At 66.7% G+C, this 18,820-nt stretch carries 20 protein-coding genes, 1 tRNA gene and 2 pseudogenes; 10 read left to right on the top strand and 13 right to left on the bottom strand.

The genetic code is table 11. The annotated features are described in order from the left end of the window. Positions 1 to 129: 129 nt before the first annotated feature. From ltrA to LBW94_RS14620, 3 genes and pseudogenes are all read left to right on the top strand, one after another. Entirely contained in the window at positions 130 to 1,893 is a 1,764-nt protein-coding gene (ltrA, locus tag LBW94_RS14630) for a group II intron reverse transcriptase/maturase (RefSeq protein ID WP_225062446.1), read from the top strand. A gap of 679 nt (positions 1,894 to 2,572) precedes the next feature. Continuing rightward, a pseudogene (locus LBW94_RS14625) lies at positions 2,573 to 3,717 on the top strand (IS3 family transposase). Continuing rightward, a complete protein-coding gene (locus LBW94_RS14620) occupies positions 3,704 to 4,057 on the top strand; it encodes a tyrosine-type recombinase/integrase (RefSeq protein ID WP_225062447.1) in 354 nt (117 codons plus the stop codon). The pseudogene LBW94_RS14625 and the gene LBW94_RS14620 overlap by 14 nt, the downstream one beginning before the upstream one ends. Before the next feature lie 109 nt (positions 4,058 to 4,166). Here the strand turns inward: LBW94_RS14620 and LBW94_RS14615 are convergent, their stop codons facing one another. Beyond that, positions 4,167 to 4,298, bottom strand: coding sequence for a hypothetical protein (locus tag LBW94_RS14615; RefSeq protein ID WP_255635289.1), 132 nt, complete (start codon positions 4,296 to 4,298; stop codon positions 4,167 to 4,169). 78 nt (positions 4,299 to 4,376) lie between these two features. Here LBW94_RS14615 and LBW94_RS44415 point away from each other — a divergent pair. The 5 genes and pseudogenes from LBW94_RS44415 to LBW94_RS14595 all read left to right on the top strand — a co-directional run. After that, positions 4,377 to 4,553 (top strand): annotated as a pseudogene (locus tag LBW94_RS44415) (WXG100 family type VII secretion target); the annotation flags it as partial. Positions 4,554 to 4,707: 154 nt separating this feature from the next. Then, positions 4,708 to 5,775 (top strand): hypothetical protein, encoded by a 1,068-nt coding sequence (locus tag LBW94_RS14610; protein WP_225062448.1) that lies wholly within the window; start codon positions 4,708 to 4,710, stop codon positions 5,773 to 5,775. A 7-nt stretch (positions 5,776 to 5,782) separates the two neighbouring features. Further along, positions 5,783 to 5,953, top strand: coding sequence for a hypothetical protein (locus LBW94_RS14605; RefSeq protein WP_225062449.1), 171 nt, complete (start codon positions 5,783 to 5,785; stop codon positions 5,951 to 5,953). A gap of 11 nt (positions 5,954 to 5,964) precedes the next feature. Beyond that, positions 5,965 to 6,279, top strand: a complete 315-nt coding sequence (locus tag LBW94_RS14600; RefSeq protein ID WP_225062450.1) for a hypothetical protein — start codon at positions 5,965 to 5,967, stop codon at positions 6,277 to 6,279. A gap of 620 nt (positions 6,280 to 6,899) precedes the next feature. After that, positions 6,900 to 6,975: transfer RNA gene (locus LBW94_RS14595), tRNA-Thr, on the top strand. Between the two features lie 43 nt (positions 6,976 to 7,018). Here the strand turns inward: LBW94_RS14595 and LBW94_RS14590 are convergent. From LBW94_RS14590 to LBW94_RS14575, 4 genes are all read right to left on the bottom strand, one after another. Beyond that, a complete protein-coding gene (locus LBW94_RS14590) occupies positions 7,019 to 7,597 on the bottom strand; it encodes a site-specific integrase (RefSeq protein ID WP_225062451.1) in 579 nt (192 codons plus the stop codon). Positions 7,598 to 7,900: 303 nt separating this feature from the next. Continuing rightward, positions 7,901 to 8,170 carry a hypothetical protein gene (locus LBW94_RS14585; protein ID WP_225062452.1) on the bottom strand — a complete coding sequence of 90 codons (270 nt, stop codon included), beginning with the start codon at positions 8,168 to 8,170 and terminating at the stop codon, positions 7,901 to 7,903. Between the two features lie 228 nt (positions 8,171 to 8,398). Continuing rightward, positions 8,399 to 8,560 carry a hypothetical protein gene (locus tag LBW94_RS14580; RefSeq protein WP_225062453.1) on the bottom strand — a complete coding sequence of 54 codons (162 nt, stop codon included), beginning with the start codon at positions 8,558 to 8,560 and terminating at the stop codon, positions 8,399 to 8,401. 142 nt (positions 8,561 to 8,702) lie between these two features. Next, positions 8,703 to 9,092, bottom strand: a complete 390-nt coding sequence (locus LBW94_RS14575; protein ID WP_225062454.1) for a hypothetical protein — start codon at positions 9,090 to 9,092, stop codon at positions 8,703 to 8,705. Between the two features lie 211 nt (positions 9,093 to 9,303). On the opposite strand from LBW94_RS14575, the gene LBW94_RS14570 reads away from it, so the two are divergent. Next, positions 9,304 to 10,491, top strand: coding sequence for a helix-turn-helix domain-containing protein (locus LBW94_RS14570; protein ID WP_225062455.1), 1,188 nt, complete (start codon positions 9,304 to 9,306; stop codon positions 10,489 to 10,491). On the opposite strand, the gene LBW94_RS14565 is transcribed toward LBW94_RS14570, so the two are convergent. After that, positions 10,492 to 10,785, bottom strand: a complete 294-nt coding sequence (locus LBW94_RS14565; RefSeq protein WP_225062456.1) for a hypothetical protein — start codon at positions 10,783 to 10,785, stop codon at positions 10,492 to 10,494. A 742-nt stretch (positions 10,786 to 11,527) separates the two neighbouring features. Between LBW94_RS14565 and LBW94_RS14560 the strand changes: the two genes are divergently transcribed. Then, positions 11,528 to 11,893, top strand: coding sequence for a MerR family transcriptional regulator (locus tag LBW94_RS14560; RefSeq protein ID WP_266270987.1), 366 nt, complete (start codon positions 11,528 to 11,530; stop codon positions 11,891 to 11,893). Between the two features lie 443 nt (positions 11,894 to 12,336). On the opposite strand, the gene LBW94_RS14555 is transcribed toward LBW94_RS14560, so the two are convergent. The 7 genes from LBW94_RS14555 to mgtA all read right to left on the bottom strand — a co-directional run bounded on the left by LBW94_RS14555 (position 12,337) and on the right by mgtA (position 18,385). Beyond that, positions 12,337 to 12,912: an alkaline shock response membrane anchor protein AmaP gene (locus tag LBW94_RS14555; RefSeq protein ID WP_225062393.1), complete on the bottom strand. Its 576-nt coding sequence runs from the start codon at positions 12,910 to 12,912 to the stop codon at positions 12,337 to 12,339. Beyond that, a complete protein-coding gene (locus LBW94_RS14550; protein WP_225062394.1) occupies positions 12,909 to 13,448 on the bottom strand; it encodes a DUF6286 domain-containing protein in 540 nt (179 codons plus the stop codon). Before LBW94_RS14550 ends, LBW94_RS14555 begins: the two co-directional genes overlap by 4 nt. After that, positions 13,445 to 13,771 (bottom strand): Asp23/Gls24 family envelope stress response protein, encoded by a 327-nt coding sequence (locus LBW94_RS14545; RefSeq protein WP_225062395.1) that lies wholly within the window; start codon positions 13,769 to 13,771, stop codon positions 13,445 to 13,447. The genes LBW94_RS14550 and LBW94_RS14545 overlap by 4 nt, the downstream gene beginning before the upstream one ends. Further along, on the bottom strand, positions 13,768 to 13,956 hold the full coding sequence (locus LBW94_RS14540) for a hypothetical protein (RefSeq protein ID WP_225062396.1): 189 nt from the start codon (positions 13,954 to 13,956) through the stop codon (positions 13,768 to 13,770). Before LBW94_RS14540 ends, LBW94_RS14545 begins: the two co-directional genes overlap by 4 nt. Then, positions 13,956 to 14,435: an Asp23/Gls24 family envelope stress response protein gene (locus LBW94_RS14535; protein WP_416276884.1), complete on the bottom strand. Its 480-nt coding sequence runs from the start codon at positions 14,433 to 14,435 to the stop codon at positions 13,956 to 13,958. Before LBW94_RS14535 ends, LBW94_RS14540 begins: the two co-directional genes overlap by 1 nt. Positions 14,436 to 14,628: 193 nt before the next feature. Next, on the bottom strand, positions 14,629 to 15,192 hold the full coding sequence (locus LBW94_RS14530) for an RNA polymerase sigma factor (RefSeq protein ID WP_225062397.1): 564 nt from the start codon (positions 15,190 to 15,192) through the stop codon (positions 14,629 to 14,631). A gap of 631 nt (positions 15,193 to 15,823) precedes the next feature. Continuing rightward, a complete protein-coding gene (gene mgtA / locus LBW94_RS14525; RefSeq protein WP_225062418.1) occupies positions 15,824 to 18,385 on the bottom strand; it encodes a magnesium-translocating P-type ATPase in 2,562 nt (853 codons plus the stop codon). Between the last annotated feature and the right edge of the window lie 435 nt (positions 18,386 to 18,820).

Raw genomic sequence — 18,820 nt, 5'->3', positions numbered from 1 at the left:
GTCGCTGGATAACTGGCCGGATACCGGGCCGTGTGCTCGGGTCTCGAAAGAGGCGCTGACGTGGACAGGTGAGCTGGTGAAGCAATGCGGTCTCGAACCGCCGGAACCGAAGGACAAGTTGGACACCGAATGGTGAACGGACCTGAGGGCGTTACCCTTTCGTGGGATGCCGTCGACTGGCGGCACCACGAGGACAACGTACGGCGGCTGCGGCAGCGGATCTTCACAGCGACTCGGAGCGGGAACCTGGCGACGGTCAGGAACCTGCAGAAGATGATGCTGCGTAGTTGGAGCAACACGCTGATCAGCGTGCGGCAGGCGACGCAGCGCAATGCGGGGCGCAAGACCGCTGGGATCGACGGTGATGTCGCGTTGACCTCGTACGACCGGATGCAGCTGGCGGTCCAGGTGCACCATGACGCGGCATCCTGGCGGCCCCGGCCGGTCAAGCGGGTGTATATACCCAAGGCGGGTAACCGTGCGAAGTTGCGGCCGCTCGGGATTCCGGTGATCGCGGATCGTTGCCATCAAGGCAGGGTGCGTAACGCGCTGGAACCTGAGTGGGAGGCCCGGTTCGAGCCCAAATCCTATGGGTTCCGGCCGGGTCGCAGCTGCCACGATGCGATTCAGGCGATCTACACCGTCTGTCGAGGCCAACGGGCCAAGCGGGTGTGGGCGCTGGACGCCGATCTGGCGGCGGCGTTCGACAGAATCGATCATTCCCGGCTACTCGAGGCCATCGGATCCTTCCCCGCCAGGGACATGATCCGGGATTGGTTGAAAGCGGGAGTCTTCGAGGCAGGCAAGGGATTTGCTCCGACCGATGAGGGCACGCCCCAGGGCGGCGTCATCAGTCCGTTGCTACTGAATATTGCCTTGCACGGGCTGGAATACGCGGCGGGAGTTCGATATGCGGAGTCCGGCAGTAATGCCGAGTCGACGCGCACGGACTCTCCGGTGGTTATCAGATATGCCGACGATCTCGTCGCGCTCTGCCGCACCCAGCGGCAGGCCGAGCAGGTCAAGGCGCGGCTGGCCGAGTGGCTGGCACCGAGGGGTTTGGTCTTCAACGAGGATAAGACGCGCATCGTCCACCTCGGTGAGACCGGATTCGACTTTCTCGGGTTCAATGTCCGCCGCTATCACGGCAAGCTGCTGATCAAACCATCCAAAGCTGCGGTCCGGCGAATACGGGAACGGCTGCGAACGGAGATCCGCGCATTGCGTGGCTCCAATGCGCGGGCGGTTGTCGCCAGGCTCAGCCCGATCATCAAGGGCTGGGCGGCCTATTACCGGGGCGTGGTGTCGAAGCGGACGTTCAACGTCCTCGACGATTATCTGTGGGTGCTGACCTACAAGTGGGCGACCTACAGCCACCCTACGAAGTCGAGATGGTGGGTCTCGGCCCGCTACTTCGGCAAATTCAACAAGTTCAGGAACAACCGCTGGGTATTCGGCGACGCAGCCACCGGCGCTCACCTGGTGCGATTCTCCTGGACCGACATCGTCCGACACACTCTGGTCAAGGGCCGGGCATCATCCGATGATCCAGCACTTGCCGAGTACTGGGAACAACGGCGACGCAGAATCAAGCCTCCGGTCGACGGTTACACGCGGCGGCTGCTGATCGAGCAGCACGGTCGCTGCCCGCTCTGCCGGAACGAACTGTTGTCACCGGATCAGCCACCGGAATCTCCGCAGGAATGGGAGCGATGGTGGCTGCTGGTCATCCGTCAGGCAATTGCCGCGGACTACCTCGTCCATGACGGACGACCCGCTCCGGCGGACGGTGAACGAACTCGCCTGGTCCACCGCTCCTGCCGCAACGAGCGACCCGCTCGGAAACGCAGAAGCACTGCGCTTCAACCCGATTCGCGCCAGCGGCTTGCTTGAGCTGCCTGCGGTGAAAGCCGCACGGGCAGTTCTGAGGGGAGGACGGCGCAGCAATGCGCCGTCCTTACCCGACTGCTCCGGGTGGTGCCGGGGAGGGTGGGAGCAGCCCCGACAACGCCGGGGCGTGGCCAGTACTGCCAGATGGTGCGGGTCCGGCAAGCGGGATGAAGAGGAGCACGCGAGGAACCGGCGTTGTTACGTCCCTCCATGGGACACCTGCTCGAATCTGGCGGATCTGGGCAGGAAGCGGTGCGCACCAGCCGATTCCGTGGCTGGAAACTCCTGGATCGGTTTATCGAAGCCGGTCGGGAGGCCACGAGGAAGGTCTACGGCGTACTCGTGGCGATGCCGCAGGGACACAGTCGGGCTCCTACTTCATCGAGCGAATCACAGTGAACACGGGAACCACCCGGTCGGACTCCCCGAACGGCGCGCAAACCGGTTGCGGTGCTTGGGGATAGATGCACCGACTGTCGAACCGGCCGGGTGGGGCGGAGCCGCCGTAGTAGTCCGAGGCCGGGAGAGCCGGTCACATGGCGAAGGGCGGCAGCGGTTTTCGAGAACGGAAGGATGCTGCAATGCCGAAAGACGCGCCACTGGGCCGTCCCCAATGAATGAGACCGATCGGTATTAGAGTCCTGTTTGGCTTGGTGAAGGCCGCGAAGGGACACTGATCGACATGGCAGGAGGCAAGCGGCACTCCGCGGAGGACATCGTGTGGAAGCTGCGGCGCGCCGACGAGCTGACCGCGGCCGGCAAGACCAGCGAGGAGATCGCGGCCGAGATCGGGATATCGCCTGCGACGCTCTACAACTGGCGCCGTCAGTACGGTGGGGTGGACACCGGCGCCGCCAAGGAACTCAAAGAACTCCGCGAGCAGAACGCCAGGTTGAAGCGGCTGTTGGCGGACGCGGAGCTGGAGAAGGACGCTCTGCGGGAGATCGCCCGGGGAAAGTTCTGAGCCCGTCGGCCAAGCGCCGCGCCGTGGACATGCTCCAGTAGGTCGAGGGCATGTCGCAGCGGTTCGCGTGCAAGGTCGTCGGGCTCCATCGGTCGACGTATCGGCGGCTGCCGGCCGCGCAGACCCCGGCCGATCCGGACGTCGTTCTGCGGGCCTGGCTGCGTGCCTACCCGGTGAAACATCAGGGTCACGGCTTCCGCCGCGCCAGGTCGGCGCTGCGGTTCGACGAGGGCAGCGATGTGAACATCGAGAAAGTACACCGGCTCTGGCGTGAAGAGGGCCTGCAGATCCGCGAACACCACCCCCGGAAGCGAGCGGGCACCTCCTCGGCACCGCCGATCGAGGCCGATGCCCCGAAAGTAGTGTGGGCGTGAGATTTCCAATTCGATTCCACCGTCGACGGGCGGGCGGTGAAGATCGCCTCGATGATCGACGAACACACCCGCGAATCGCTGCTGCACGTGGTGGAACGCTCGATCACCGCCGAACGGCTGGTCGCGGGGCTGGAGAAGGTGTTCACTACGGCGGGCGGCCCGCCGCGGGTGCTGCGGATGGACAACGGACCGGAGATGATTTCCCATGCGCTGCAACGGTTCTGCGCCGACCGGGTCGGGATCTCCTACATTCCGCCGGGCGCGCGGTGGAACAACGGGTTCGTCGAATCGTTCAACCGCCGGTTGCGGACCGAGTGCTTGAACCGGAACCACTGGACCAGCCTGCTCGAAGCTCGGGTCGTGATCGGCGATTTCAAAGACGACCACAACCATCGGCATCGGCATTCGGCGCTGGGCTACCTGACGCCGGCCGAGTACGCTGCGGCCTGTACCCACGCTCACCATCCGGTGGGCTGTGGGATCAACTGAACACGGAACGACATCACCTGGCTCTATTCCCGGGTGGTCTCGTCATCGGGGACCGGTCAGGACCGCCGAACGCCACCTCGGTACCGCGACCGAGGGCTGGGATCCGCACGACCTCAGGCATTCCCGGCTCACCCACGCCGGCGAGGACGGCGCCACCGAGGCCGACCTGATGCTGCTGTCCGGGCACGAGGACCGCCGCACCCTCCAGCGCTACCTGCACCCCACCCACGCCGGCGCCCACCGCCGCCTCGACGACATCGACGCCCGACGCGGACACTGGACACCTGCCGCCACTGACCTCGCCGAACGACTCAAGCGGGCCGCGCACGACCGTACCTAGTGGTCGCATGTCACGAGTCGAATCCTGTATTCCGGCAACGGTTTCCGGGCTGGCGCCGTTCCCAGAATGGTTCCGCTGGAACCGAACTTGTTCCAGGTAGCCGCCAGGATCACTGTTCTTGTTCGGTCGCCGGCGTGAGGTAGCGGTGCAGTGATGCCTTCGGGATGCTGGTCTTGCTCGTGATTTCGCCGAGGCTGTTTCCCGGTCGTTTTCCGAACACGCCTCCGCTCAGTTCGGTCACGACTTGGAACCGCTGTCATCGAGGTCGATCTGGATCATCTGGACGCGGTGACTGCCCGCATAGCGGGACTACAGGGGTTCCCTGGAGGATTCACTGACCGGTCTGGACAGCCGGATCGCCGCCACGCACCAGAGTTGGATCGGCGAGTCCGCCGACGAACATGCTGTGGCGCATCGGGAATGGATGGCCGCCGCAGCGGAGGTGCGGGATAGGATCGCGACGATGCACGCGGCCGCGGTCGCCGCGCACGGCCACTACACCGCCGCGGTGGCGGCGAACGTGAAACTCACCGGGTGCTCACATAGCGCCGACATCGATCAAGGTGTCCCCGCAGGTCTATTACGTGGCCGCGGCTGCCCTGCACACCGCGGCCACCACGCTGGCGTCGGCGATGGACTCGTACGCGAACGTGCTGCGGCAGCAGGGCTACAACCACGCCCAGGCCGACTACAACGCAATCCTCGGCGACAAGGGCGCACCACCAGAACAGCCCGCAACACCCGCACCGGCCGTGGGCGTGTGCCAGATCCCGCCGCCGGCGGCCGGCGGGCCGGGCGGTGGTCTCGATGACGCGGTGCGGCTGGCACAGAAGATCGGCATCCCGCTCCCCGATGGGGACACCGGGAAACTCGGCAGCGTCGGCGACACCTGGGCCGCATTGGCGGCCGCGCAGCCGGTCGCGGGCTTGTCTGGCGAACTGGGCCGTGTCGTAGGCCTGCTGCAGGTCCAGCAGTCCCCCGAGATCGAGTTCGTGGTCACCGACCTGCAACAACTGCAATCCTCGGCACAGAAACACGGCGCCGGCCTCGGTGGCCTGGCGAACGCCTGCCACGATCACCGCGCAGCCCTGGACGATCTGCGCGCGAAACTGAAGACACAGCTGGAGGACCTCGGCAAGGAACTGTTGAAGGAACTGGCGATCACCGCGGCCATCGGCATCGCCACCTCGTTCATCACCTTCGGCATCGGGGCCGCGGTCGCCTCGGCGCGCGCGGTCGCTATCGCCGCCCGCTGGGCGAAACCGATCCGCGAGATCGTGGAGGCATGGAAGTCCGCCAGGAACCTGAAAGCCGGAGTGAAGCTGGAGCAGGACCTGGCCACGGAAACGAAATCATTGCAGGACATCGAGAAACTCGGCCAGGACCTCGCGAAGACCGAGAAGGCCGCCACTTCCCCGGCTGCTGCCGACGGTGCGCTGACCGATCAGGACTGGCGGGTCCCCCGATACAGGGCCCCACCGAATCCGGTCCGGCGGACGCAGCCTGACCGCGGTCCTGCGCGAAGGGGAAGTCGCACCCGCGCAGCAAGCCCAGATCGACGCGCTCGACAACGTACTGGGCAAACTCCCCGTCCACGAGGGACCGGTGTCGCGGTTCACCAACCTGACTCCCGAGCAACTGGGCCGGTACGTGGAGGGCCGGTCCGTCACCGAGGCCGGATTCACCTCCGCGAGCACCAACCTGGCCGGGGTCAATGAACTCACGGTGAACACCTCGAACGTGGAGTTCCAGATCCTGAGCAAGACCGGCGCCGACTACAGCCGGTTCGGCACCCCCGACGAAGTGCTGTTCCGCTCGGGAACCGACTTCTTCGTCCGCAGAGTGCTGCCCGATCCGGCGACCGGCCGGACCATCATCCAGATGATCGAACACTAGGAGGAGACCCGATGCCGGAAAAGTTCGGTGGCAAGACCTTTTACACTTCCCAGGAAGCCGCAGAGCGGGGGTCGGTGCCCTCGCCGGAGGAGATCGCCCGCGCCGACCAGGCATTCGAAGAGTTCAACACCCGCCGCAGCACCGCCGCACCGGCACCGGAGGGCTCGACACCCGGATTCGGCGGACGGTTCTCCGACGACCTGGAAGGCACGGAGTTCGAGGGCTGGACTCGGGACCCAGCCACCAACCAGTGGTTCGACCAGCACGGGTACCCGGTCCGGTACGACGAAGGGCACCGCATCCCCGATGGCAGCACAGAACCCTGACCCTCGCCGATACCGCTGGCAGGGCGGATACAGCCACCGGCTGTGCGAATGCGGCGCAGTATCAGCGGATGGTCGATCTTGCGGCACAGCGCCGAGACAGCGCGGGGAGTGCGCTCGGGATCGGAACTGACCGCCTGGTGAGCCAGGTCCCCAGTGCGCGCACCCAGCACCATGATGGTGGCCGCGCTCTTGGCCGACTTCGGCACCACCAGACCGCTATGGCAAACAATCTGCTAACTCGCTGGGAGTGGCTGGTGGACTATCGTCTGTTACAGACTTTTACCGAAGCTGTCGCTAGATGTGGTGAGACAGCTGTTTCGGTGGCTGTGGATATGGCACTCGTCAACCCTGTACGTCAGCGGAAAACATCACGCTGAACAGCTGTTTTCGCAGTTCGAATGCTGGGGTGACAGGCGTGCCAGCCCGCCTGGACTCAGTTTGTAAGGCGCTTTACTCCAGCGGAAAAGGTTGTTGTTCGAGCGCCTCGATCCCTGATTTCGCCAGTCTACGGACGACCAAGACCAGTCGGCCCGGCCGTCCAGTCTGTCGATAGCACGGCGCTGAACTGCGGTTTTCCCAAACCGGCCGGGAGACGATAGACTCGCAGCGCCGGAAGGCACGCCGCCTTAGCTCAGTCGGTAGAGCGCTTCACTCGTAATGAAAAGGTCGGGGGTTCGATTCCCCCAGGCGGCTCCAGGTCAGAGTCAAATTTGCTCCCCACCAGGGGAGTTCGGACCGTTCAACTTGCCAAGAACTTGCCTAGCTGCGGGCAAGGGCAGTGGTCCGGCGTCCGGCTCAGCCGAACAGTATTCCGCAGGCCCTTCAGCTGGATACGCCGCGGGCCCGCCGCCTTCGCGATTTGCTGGAACTCGTCGGTGTACCACTCCGGCCGAATCGGAGTCCCATCCGTGTGCGCCGCGATCAGGCAATCATCGGACCACGCGATCGCCAGCGCCAGGCACTCCGCCCGTTGAGCCTTCTTCAGGGCGCGCAGCGCGTCAACCAGTTCGGCGGGCGGCGGGAGATCACGGCGAGAGCGCAGGGACTTCGGCGCGTTCTCCTCGGTCTCTGTGCCTCCCATCGCCACGCGGCCCCGGCGGACCTTCAGCGCGGTATCGGAGAAGCGGGTCCACCGCATCCTCAGCACTTCGGAGCGGCGCATTCCGTACGTGGACATGAGCCGGCACGCATAGAGGCGGTGAGCCTGCGCCGTCACGCGGAACTGCTCGACCTCGGCGACCGTCCAGGACTTCGCCGCGTCGGCCGCTTCGTCGTCCTCGGGCAACTCATCGTGCGGGCGCTCAACCAGGGCGATCATGTTCCGGGGTAGGCGTCCCTGGTCCACGTAGGACTGGACTATCATGGACAAGGCGGTGAGAGTGGACCGCACGGTCACAGGCTTCACGCCGCGCTGGACCTCCGCCACCACGGTAGCGGCGTAGACCCCGCGTCCGGTCCGCTGCACCCGGCCGGTGCATACCAGGGCGGACAGCGGCGCGTTCGGGGGCGGGTGTCCCCTGGATTGACTCACTGCCGTGACGCGGTGCCTGGTCGGTCCGCGCCGTGCGGTGGCCGCCGGACTCGCGAGCGAGACCGGATACCGCATCCTGTCGGAGATCGCTCAGGTGCAGCCTGCCGGGCCTTCGGCGATCAGCCGTTGGTAGATCTCGATCGCTTCCGGATTGCCTGCGTCGGCGTGGTGCCGGTAGTAGGCGAGCTTGCCGCCGTATCCGTCCGACACCATCGGCGGTGGCGGGCCTTGCCGCCGCAGTTCCTCGGCCTTCTCCGTCCACCCCCACCGCTCGTATTTCGCCGGGGCTTCGAGGTACGCCTGTTGGAACGTGGCCGGGCCATCGTCTTCCGGGTCGGCGTCCGGACCGTCATACCCCATGCCCACTCTCCAAATGGGTCGACACCTTCTCTGCCAGCGAATTCGTCGTAGTGTCCCCACACCGCCAGCGTGAGCGTGAGGGGCATGTGGTCTATGCAGTCGGACAACGGACGCGGGGGGAAGTAGGTGACTGTGTGGTCTTCGACCCAGAACGACGCGACCCGGATCACGGGTCCGTCCGCCTGCCAGACCGCTCCGTTGCCCGAAGCGGTCACGGTGACATACGGCTCAGTCGGCGCCACGGTTTCCCCTGATCCCTTGCTCTACGAGCTTTTTCAGCTTGCCGGATGGTTGCAGTGTGGTCTGTGTGCGGTTCGGCCAGGTGAACGACACGAACACCACACCGGCGCATACCGCCACGATCGCCACCACACCGACGAGGGTCACCATCGCGCGTCCCGGATGGCCTCGAGCGTCGCTTCGATCTCCTCGGGTCCGGCGAACTCGATCGGCCGATACGGTTCCGGAACCTCCCACGGCTGCGCATCGTCCGATCGAGGCGGAATCCGTTGTGGTAGGGAACTTTCCGTGATCATCGTCGTACCCGCTCGGTCCAGTCGGTCAAGCCGTCGGCGGAGGTGAACATCCGGCCGATGTTGCATCCCGAGGGCCGGTTGTTGACGACCAGCACTGTGTGATTGATCAGTGACTCTTCCCGGATCTCGTCCCAGAGGCCCGCGTACTGCGGCAGCATCTCCCGGACCTGGGCCAGCGTCGGACGCTGGTGTGGTTCGGGGCCGAAAGCAATGTGGCCGTCCGGCAGCGCCTCCATCGGCTCGTTCGGCCACCGCCGAGCCGGGAACCGGGATTGCGGATCGTTGAGGTGCATGATCCGGGCGGCACCGCCGGCGGGGATCTCCCACATGGCCGAGACGACATCCTTCACCGTCCGGAAGAGAAGCCGATCCGTATTCCTGGACACGATCACGTTGTGACCCCTGCCTGTCTCCGATATCTGGAAGGCACCCGCCGCCGGGGAACCTGACGAGGTGAGCCGATTCGACCCGGCGGCGGGGCTACCAGTAGCGTCCTGCGGCCGGGGGATTCGCGATAGCGTTGCACTGTGGCCATGGTGTTGCCGAAGTTGGTCGGCAACGCTGCAACGCTGGTCGGAGCTGCCGGAGCGGGGGCGGATGGAAGATTGGGAAGCGTTCGGGACCGAACTGCGGCGGCTCCGTACACGAGCGGGATTGTCGGTTCGGGCACTGGCGCGCCTAGTCCCGTACGATGCCGGTGCGCTGTCCCGATTCGAGAACGGCCGCCGCAAACCCCCGTCCGACGTCGTCGAAAAGCTGGATCGGATTCTGGACTCCGCTGGCTCGCTGGTGACCCTTTACGAGACTCTGGTGACCAGCCGTGCCGATGATGACCCGTCGACTCGGCTCGATCTGCGGGAGACTGCCGCGCTATCGGACCGCCGCTACATCGACCGTGCGTTGGCTTCCGATCTTGCGGGCCTGTTGTCGGAAACCCGTCGCCTCGAAGACCAAGTCGGGTCGAAACTTGTTCTGCCGGTGGGTATCCGACAGGCAAAACTGGTGTCGACGCTGGCGGTGGAAGCCCGGCGGTCGGCCCGTCCCGACATGGTCGACGTCGCCGCAGGCTGGCAGCAGTTCGCGGGATGGCTGAATGCGAGCATCGGTAACCACGGCGCCGCTGTGACGCACTATCGCGCTGCCCTCGAACTGGCGACCGAGACGGGGAACCGAGACATGATCTCGACAGCGCTGTCCATGCGGGGCCATGTCGCGTGGATGGCCGGCGAGGTCGGCCTGATGATCGGTTTGTCACGCGCGGCGCAACGCGACGCAGCGGAGATCAGCCCGACCGTGCTTGCCCTGGCCGTGCAGCAGGAGGGTCGCGGGCTCGCTCTCGAAGGGGACTTGAACGCTATGGGAGCCAAGCTCGATCAGGCTGCCGAATTGATTGCGGGCGGGGATCCGGACCGGCCGGACGCGCAGTACTTCTACTCGGACGCGTTCATCGAAATGCAGCGTGGCCTTGCATACCGCCTCGCGAGGCAGTGGGACAAGGCCGTCACGTCGCTTAACGGAGGCATGGCCGGATTCGATCCGGATACCCTGGCCTCGGAGTGGGCAACCTGGTACATCGCAGAACTGGCGTGCGCGCTCGCCGGTGCCGGCGAGCCCGAGGTGGCAAGTCAACGAGCATCGGAAGTGCTGCGCGTCGCTGCGGCCGTGCCGGGTACTCGGCTGACCGGCTTCATTCGCGGCCTGCACCGCCAGATGGTGACCAGATGGCCGAGCAACGATGCTGTCGTGGCGCTGGGAGAGGAACTCCGAACCGCTCCGGCTCGCTGATCACGATTGGTACGAGATCAGTCCAGGTGGCGCGGCGCGTGCGCGACGTGGATCGGCTATTGTCGGCGGGTCCGCCTGCTCGGCCAGCCTGCCGAGCGCACCGCGTATCCGCAGGTCCCCGTGCCACGCCGATACGATGTGCGGCGGAATCCCGAGCGCGAGTATGAGCGGCACCGACGAATTCCGCAGGTGCTTCAACTGGATACGCCGCAGTCCGGCCGCCTTCGCGATCCGCTGGAATTCATCGGTGTAGCGCTCCGGTCGCAGCGGTGCGCCGGCTTCGTCGACAGCCATCAGGCGATCGCCGGACACTCGATACCCAGCGCCAGGCACGCCGACCACCCGCAATTCCCGCCGCGGCACCGCTACGGCGCTCGCCCGTGGCCGCGAGCGGTACTGACCAGCTCGTCGAATACCTGGACCGCATCCGCGGCGTCGGCGCGATCAGCTCCGGAGCGAGGTGTACCGCGACGCTGTCCTTGTCATCGTTCGGGACATCGGCCACCGGGACCGTCACGACCATCACCCTCGCCTCCTGTGCAGCTGCCCGGATAACCCCGACATCTGGCCTCGCGCCGCAGCGATCCGAAGCCACGCCGGCGACGTCACATAGGTATCTGCCCTGGCAAGCGAAAATCTGTCATGTCGGGTGTAGACATTCCGTGGTCGCTGGGATACAGTCACTGTCGTTCGAAGAGAAGAGTCCAGAGGCCGGGCAGGTGAACTGCCCGGAAGCACAGTTCGACCGCCCCCTCCGGCGGAGACGGGAACCCGGCGCAATCGGCCGGCCCGCTGGAGGCGGGGCGGGAACAGTTCGACCGAGAGAACAACAGGCAGAACCCGGCAATCCAGGAGGTGGTGCTCACTGAGTAGTCAGGCAACGGTTCCGCATTCCCGGGAAGTGCCGGGTGCGGTGTAGGAGACCGGCCCGCACGGCCGGTGAACAGAATTGACAGTTGATCCCCCCTCTTCCGTAAATCCCGGGCCCCGGCGCACACGCGCCGGGGCCTGCGGGCGTTGAACACCGAGAGGTGCTGTGCAGCAACCGAACACCGACCCCACCGACCCCGCCGGTGAGCGTAGCGCCGCGGACAAACTCGACGACGACACCTATCCCGCCTACAGCATGGGACGCGCCGCGGAAATCCTCGGTGTCACTCCCGCGTTCCTGCGCGGACTCGATGCCGCCGAACTACTCACCCCGCAACGCTCCGCCGGCGGGCACCGCCGCTACTCCCGCTACCAGCTCCGCCTCGCCGCACGCGTGCGTGAACTCGTCGACGCCGGCAATCCCCTCGACGCCGCCTGCCGCATCGTCATCCTCGAAGACCAACTCGCCGAAGCACACCGCCTCAACACCGACCTGCAACACACCCTCGACCAGCACACCGACCCCCACTGAACGACACTCCGGCCATGTCGGTGCAGGCACGCGACGACACGGCCACCACGTATCCGCTCCAGCCGGCGCAGTGGGCGCAGCAACTCGCTGCGGACCGCGGATCGTGCCTGCTCGAGCCAGGCGCAGCAGGACAGGACGACGGTGTTGCGGCTGCGGTCCAGTTCGATGATCTCGACCTCGAGCTGCATACCGAGTGCGGCTGCCGGCGCCCCGCGAGAACATCGATTTCTTCGGCGCGATCGAGGTCGACATCAACGCTGAGCTTGCTCGGCTCGGTCTCACCGGCTACCGGCCGTAGCGGGTCCGCGACGCGCTGCTCTGTCACCGGCGCGTGCGGATCGCCTGGCACACCGCCGCAGCGCGAAGCTTCCGTGAAACCCGGTACCCAGGCCGCCGATGTTCTCGGACCCTGGCAGGGAATTGTCGTGGTGCTCTTATCGGGGTCAGCGCACGCGAGCGGGCTTGCGGTCCTCGGCGAAGTCGAGTTCCAGCGATACCGGCATGGTTTCGACCTCCAGCGCCGTACACAGGCGGGTCACCGCGTGGCCGAGGATTGTGCGGCGTAGTTCGGTGATGTCGGCGGTAGGTTCCGCGGTGACGAGCAGATGCAACTCGGGTGCGGTGCGCTCACCGGCCAGCCAGGCCGAGGCCGCGCGTACCCCTCGATAACTTTCGATATCGGTGGCGACCGGTGCCGCGGCGGTCGACGATTCCAGCACGGTGGTCCCCGCCCCTTCGATGCTGCCGGTGCGCCAGGTGACCGATTTCGGCATCCGGAACAGCTGCGCCGACAGCCAGCGCAGGCACAACAGGGCGAGTAACACCGCGGCGACGCCCACGGCCCACAGCACCCAGGTCGGCGGTGCCGCGGTGCCGGGGACCAGGGTGTCGTCGGCGTGGATCCAGCGAACTCGCCCGTCGTGCGCGGCCACCGCCAGCGCGCCCGCGGCGAGTAGCAGCGCTCCGGTGAACCCGAGTACGGCCCGGTTCAACGCGGCCGGACGGTTGGTTCGGCTCATGACGGATGTCCTGTCCTCGGGCCGCGCAGCGTAGCCCGGACGCGGTGTACCGGCGGCGGGCCGATCTGCCCGATCCGGTGGGTGAGTGTCTCGCGGAGGGCGTCGGGGAGCCCGTCGGTGCCGATCCGGTCGCTGTGGGCGGACACTGTGATGGCGTTGCGGCGCAATCGGATTCGCTCCGTACCGATGCCGTCCACCGCCCCGGCGGTACCGCGCAGTGCCGAACGTAGCCCGCGGCGCCGCACCCCGGCCGACATCGCGTCCTCGTCGGCGAGCGGCACCACCACTGCCCGGCCCGGCCACAGCGCCGCGGCGAGCAGCACGATCCCCAGCACCGCCGCCACCACACCGGCGAGAAGCACCGGCAGATCGTGCCAGGTCGTGGCGTGCAGGTGATCGGCGACGGTGTCATAGGAGAGGAATTCGTGCGCTCCGACCAGGCGCTGGATCAACGACACCGTCGTCGCTACGCAGGCGGCGAGTACCAGCACCGCGACAGCGATCGCCGGGATCACCCGGCGTGGCCAGCGAGTCACCGCACCCGCCTTGCTGTCGTGGTGTCGGCGCTCAGTTCGGTGACCACGATGTCGATCCCGGTCACCGCCAAACCGGTCAGCTCCCGCGTCCGACGGACCAGTTGCTCGCGGCAGGCCTCGCTCACCCGGTTGACCGGGGCGGGATAGCGGATCGGCAATTCGACATCGAGCGTGGTCCGGTCGCCCACTATCTCGGCGGCCACCCGCACCGCGGCGCCGACACCGGGCACTTCGCGGGCGAGTTGGGCGACGATGCGGCGGACCGCCCGCGGTGCGACCGTGGTGATGCCGGGGTCTTCGCCCGCGACTACGGCGGTGGTCATCGTCTGGCCTTGCGTTGTGTCGATTGAAGCCACTTGGTCAGGTCGAGCTCACCATCGAGCCAGCGCCCGGCCAGCAGGCCGAGCACTGCGAACAGCATCACGATGGTGAAAGCTCCGAATCCGCCGAACGCGGCGGCGAAGCCGAGTGCGAGTCCGACCGCGAGGCAGATCGCGGTGGCACTCATCAGTGCACCCGGCTGCTTTGGGTGGTCTCGTCGTCGGCGCCGGGGATGAAGACGTCGTTGACGTTGATGTTGACCTCGACCACGGACAGTCCGATCATCTGCTCGATCGCGGTGATCACGTTACGGCGTACCGTGCGCGCCAACTCGGCGATGGTGACGCCGTATTCGACGACCAAGTCCAAATCGACCGCGGCCTGGGTCTCGCCGACCTCGACCGAGACGCCTTGGCCGATGCCGGCCGATGCCCCGGGGATGTGGTCGCGGATGGCGCCGAACGCGCGTGCGGCGCCGCCGCCGAGGTCGTGCACGCCGCGCACCTGGCGTGCGGCCAGACCGGCCACCTTCTGCACGACGAGGTCGGCGACCGTGGTGGTGCCCTGCTCGCTGGCGAGAGCGCTGATCTTCTGCTGCGTGGCGGTGGCCGGGGGTGTCTGGGTCTTGGTGTCGTTGCTGTTGTCGGAAGTGATCGTGCTCGTCACTGGTCTCCTGATTTCTGCTGGAGCCTCGCTGATTTCGGGCTCATCTCCAACGACACCCGCCGACTGCGCATCGTCACGGTCGAGAGCGGATTCCGATAGATTTGTCACTCCCGAACGCTGCGGCGTCGAGCCGTTGCCACCGGGCACAGCCGGGCCGCGGCGAATTCGGCCGGTAGTCCTGATCGGGGTCCGTTCACCGCCACGGCTGCATCACCTCGCACACATGGGCTCGTGCGCGGGCCAACCGGCCACGCACTGCCGTCGTACTCGCTTCGACGATGTCGCCGATTTCTTCGTAGGTCAGCTCATGCACCTCGCGTAGTAGCCAACAGGTGCGCTGTTCGGGGGTGAGCAGTCCCAACGCGGCATTGAGCGCGGTCAGCGCGCTGCTCAGCTGTACCGCGTTCTCGGGCTGGTTCGAGTGCGGGGATTCGGTGGTCTCCGGGTTCACCTCGACCGTGGGCCTGCGGGCCCGAATCATGTTCAGGCAGCGGTTGGTCGTCATGCGGTAGAGCCAGCCGACGAAGGCGGCGTCCTCGTGGAGCTGCGGTAGCCGGTGCCACGCGCCGAGAAAGACTTCCTGGACGATGTCCTCGGCGTCCGGGTGGTCGGCGAGCATCCTGTCCGCGAGGCGGAACATCTGCCTTCGATGGCGCACTACCAGCTGCTCGTAGGCTCGCATATCGCCTTCGCGCGCCCTGCTCACCAGGGTCGCATCATCGTGCATGGTCTCGACAACCATCTCTGTGGTGGTCACGACATCTCTTCCACCGCTCTTTACCTGGACCTGTGGATCGGGTGACCGTCACGCCGGTCGGGCGCGTCGACGACCCCTGGTACTGCCCGGCCGGTCGGCCGCCGCGCGGGCGGTATACCCGGTCGGATCCACCTCACCGCAGACATTTCGCTGGGAGGCCCGAACCGGGTGCTCACGGGCGGCGAACGACTCTGGGGAGGAGACGTACGAAACCTGCGCTCGCGCAGACGAACTGCGCCGAGTCGACATCGAACACCCGGGCGTGCCGGGCGCTGCCGTCCGGTGAAATCCACCGGCGCGACACCCCATACCCGCCGCGGCAGCGCCGTACACCACGGATATGTTCCGGAGACCGGGCAACCGGAATGCCGGCACCGCCGGCCGCCTCTCGGGGACCCGACTTCAGGACGCGTGTCGGGCATCCTTCGCCCCGGGGCCTGGCAAGTATCTCGCCGACCCGGCGCCTGCCCCGACCCCGGGCCGGCCGTCGCCTGAGCGGGCCACGACTGAGGCGTCATCGGGTGCGTCACGGAACTACGGGGCCGGTGGCGCCTTCCGCCGTCACCGGCGTGCGCCGGACATGCTGTTCGTCGGGTGTGCGGGCGTCAGCGGTGAATGTGCACCGGGGCACTCAGGTGCGGGCGGCGGTGCTGAACCGTGCGGCGCGGCGGCGCCGGAAACGGTTCAGGTTGCCGGGCCGGTGTGGTGGCGGGGTGGTTGTGGTGGTGCGGTAGAAGATTCGTTTGCCGATCTCCACCAGGATCAGATAGCCGACGACCATGGCGGTCAGCGCGGCGAAGAATCCGGCGGGCAGCGGGCTGAAGCCGAGGGTGTGGGCCAGTGCGGTGGCCGGCAGTGCGGCGCCGAGGACTACGACCGCGAGGGCGGCCAGGGTCAGGGGGATGCTGGGGTGACTGCGGAAGAACGGGACGCGGCGGGTGCGGATCGCGAAGATCACCAGGGTTTGGGTTGCCAATGATTCGACGAACCAGCCGGAGCGGAATTCCGGTGCTGTGGCGTGGAAGACGGCAAGCATGACCGCGAAGGTCACGAAGTCGAATACCGAGCTGAGGGGCCCGAAGAAGATCATGAACCGGCGGATGAACGCGATGTCCCAGTGTGAGGGCCGGCGTAGTTGCTCCTCGTCGACGTTGTCGGTGGGGATGGCGAGCTGGCTGGTGTCGTAGAGCAGGTTGTTGAGCAGTATTTGTGAGGGCAGCATCGGCAGGAACGACAGGAACAGCGAGGCGCCGGCGGCGGAGAACATGTTGCCGAAGTTGCTGGAGGTGCCCATGAGGACGTATTTGATGGTGTTGGCGAAGATGCGGCGGCCCTCACCGACCCCGTCGGCGAGCACGGCGAGGTCCTTCTCCAGCAGGATGACGTCGGCGGCGTCCTTGGCGACGTCGGTGGCCGAGTCGACCGAGATGCCGACGTCGGCGGCGTGCAGCGCGAGGGCGTCGTTGACGCCGTCGCCGAGGAAGGCGACCGCTTCCCCACTCTGGCGCTGCACCCGGACGATGCGGGCTTTGTCCTCCGGGCCGACCCGGGCGAACACGGTGGTCTGGGTGATCGCCGCGGCGAGCGCGCTGTCGTCCAGTGCGGCGATGTCGGCGCCGGTCATCGAACCGGCGCCGAGTCCCAGGTCGCGGCAAACCTTGGCGGCCACCGCGGGATTGTCGCCGGTGACGACCTTCACCGAGATTCCCAGTGCCGCCAGCCGCTGCAACGCGGCGGCGGCGTCGTGCTTGGGCGGGTCCAGGAAGACCAGCAGTCCCCTCAAGCGCAGATCACGCTCGTCGGCGGCGGCCGGGGCACGGCCGCCGGCCGGGCGGGTGGCGACCGCCACGACCCGGTTTCCTGCGGCGAACTCGGTGTCGAGCGCGGCTCGCGTGGCGGCGGGCACGTCGAGGCAGCGTTGGAGCACGGTCTCGGGGGCGCCCTTGGTGATCAGGACGACCTGGTTCGCGGGGTCACGGACCAGGACCGAGACCATATTGCGTTCGTGGTCGAACGGCAGTACCCCGAGCCGGGTATATCCGGCAACCATCTCGCGCTGCGCCGGGCCCGCGCCGGTCCACAGCGCCTGATCGAGTGGATTGCCGCCGACGGCTCTGCCTTCGTCCATGCTGTTCTCGGTGCACAGCAGTCCGTATCGCAGCAGCGTGTCGGGGTCGGTGCCGTCGACGGGTACCGCCCGCGCGTAGTCGATCCGACCCTCGGTCAGGGTGCCGGTCTTGTCGGTGAACAACACCGCGACGTTCCCGAGATCCTCGATGCACACCAGCCGTTTGACCAGTACCTTGCGGCGACTCATCCGCCGGGATCCGGCGGCGAGGCTGCTGGATACGACCGCGGGCAGCAACTGTGGCGTGATGCCGACCGCGATCGCCAAGGAGAACAGCAGAGCGTCCATGATCGGCTTGTGCAGCACCACGTTGAGCACGAAGATCGACGAGGTCAATGCGCCCGCCACATAGACCAGCAGCATCGAGAACCTGCGCAGCCCGAGTTGGAACTCCGTCTCCAGCTGATGCCCACTCAGGCCCGCGGCGATCGCGCCGAACTGCGTGTGTGCGCCGGTGGCCACCACGACACCGCGGCCGCTGCCCGCGTTCACCACCGTTCCCATCAGAGCGCAATCCGACAGGGCGGCCAGTCCTGTGCCCGCGGGGACGGTGGCGGTGTTCTTCTCGACCGGCATCGATTCGCCGGTCAGTACCGATTCGTCGCAACTCAATCCCGTGGCGTCGAGCAACCGCAGATCGGCGGCGACGACATCGCCGAGCCGCACGTCCACGAGGTCGCCGGGAACCAGGGCCGTGACGTCGACCATGCCCGCCCGCCCGTCACGGATCGCAACGGTCTCGTGGCGGATCTGGTCGTGCAGGGCTTCGGCGGCCTTCTCGGCGCGGTACTCGTTGACGAATCCGAGCCCGACCGACAGGACCAGGATCACGCCGATGATGAGCGCGTCGCTGCGCTCACCCACGAAATAGGACGCGATCGCCGCGACCAGCAACAACACCAATAACGGCGAACGCAACTGATGCCACAGCACCGGCAACAGGCGGGCGCGATGCGAGGACACCGCGTTCGGACCCCACCGAACTCGGCGGCGCCGGGCCTCAGTCTCCGACAGGCCCGCCGTAGCACTGGTATCCAGCCGGTCCAGCAGTGCCGCGGACCCCATCACCGCCGCCGACACGATATCGATCGGGTCGGCGGCGGTATCCGTCCGCAACGGCGCCGACGTCACTGTGCACTACCAGGCTGTGACGCGACCAGCTCGCCGACCGAGGCGATCGGCCCGACGACAACGATCATGGCAGCTCCCTTTGATCCGCGTAGGAGCAGCGTAGTGGCAACAAACCCCGTATGTCCACGATGTAGACATACAATGATGACGCCATCCATGGCGAGGAATCCGGTCCGGTGCGGCCGCGCCGCCATGCGCGCCGAGGCACTGTAGCGATTCAATGTAGAACTACGATGTTGACATTTGTGGGTTGCAGGCATGTACTTGGAGGGTCAACCAATTCGAGCGACGGTCGGCCGCCGCTGAGATCCGCGACGGCCCCTCGTTGCCCCACAGACCACCTCGCCTACCCCGGCAGCGACCGGGGCA

The organism is Nocardia sp. alder85J (assembly GCF_020176955.2).
GTDB lineage: Bacteria > Actinomycetota > Actinomycetes > Mycobacteriales > Mycobacteriaceae > Nocardia.
Note: the sequence above shows the minus strand (reverse complement) of the source record. Positions and strands in the feature narration are given on the sequence as shown.

Bases quoted from the DNA above. Each gene is read 5' to 3' on its own strand.
- ltrA (WP_225062446.1), top strand. From the start codon at position 130: ATGGTGAACGGACCTGAGGGCGTTACCCTTTCGTGGGATGCCGTCGAC.
- LBW94_RS14600 (WP_225062450.1), top strand. From the start codon at position 5,965: ATGCCGGAAAAGTTCGGTGGCAAGACCTTTTACACTTCCCAGGAAGCC.
- LBW94_RS14590 (WP_225062451.1), bottom strand. From the start codon at position 7,597: ATGATCGCCCTGGTTGAGCGCCCGCACGATGAGTTGCCCGAGGACGAC.
- LBW94_RS14585 (WP_225062452.1), bottom strand. From the start codon at position 8,170: ATGGGGTATGACGGTCCGGACGCCGACCCGGAAGACGATGGCCCGGCC.
- LBW94_RS14580 (WP_225062453.1), bottom strand. From the start codon at position 8,560: ATGGTGACCCTCGTCGGTGTGGTGGCGATCGTGGCGGTATGCGCCGGT.
- LBW94_RS14570 (WP_225062455.1), top strand. From the start codon at position 9,304: ATGGAAGATTGGGAAGCGTTCGGGACCGAACTGCGGCGGCTCCGTACA.
- LBW94_RS14565 (WP_225062456.1), bottom strand. From the start codon at position 10,785: ATGGCTGTCGACGAAGCCGGCGCACCGCTGCGACCGGAGCGCTACACC.
- LBW94_RS14555 (WP_225062393.1), bottom strand. From the start codon at position 12,912: ATGAGCCGAACCAACCGTCCGGCCGCGTTGAACCGGGCCGTACTCGGG.
- LBW94_RS14545 (WP_225062395.1), bottom strand. From the start codon at position 13,771: ATGACCACCGCCGTAGTCGCGGGCGAAGACCCCGGCATCACCACGGTC.
- LBW94_RS14540 (WP_225062396.1), bottom strand. From the start codon at position 13,956: ATGAGTGCCACCGCGATCTGCCTCGCGGTCGGACTCGCACTCGGCTTC.
- mgtA (WP_225062418.1), bottom strand. From the start codon at position 18,385: ATGGGGTCCGCGGCACTGCTGGACCGGCTGGATACCAGTGCTACGGCG.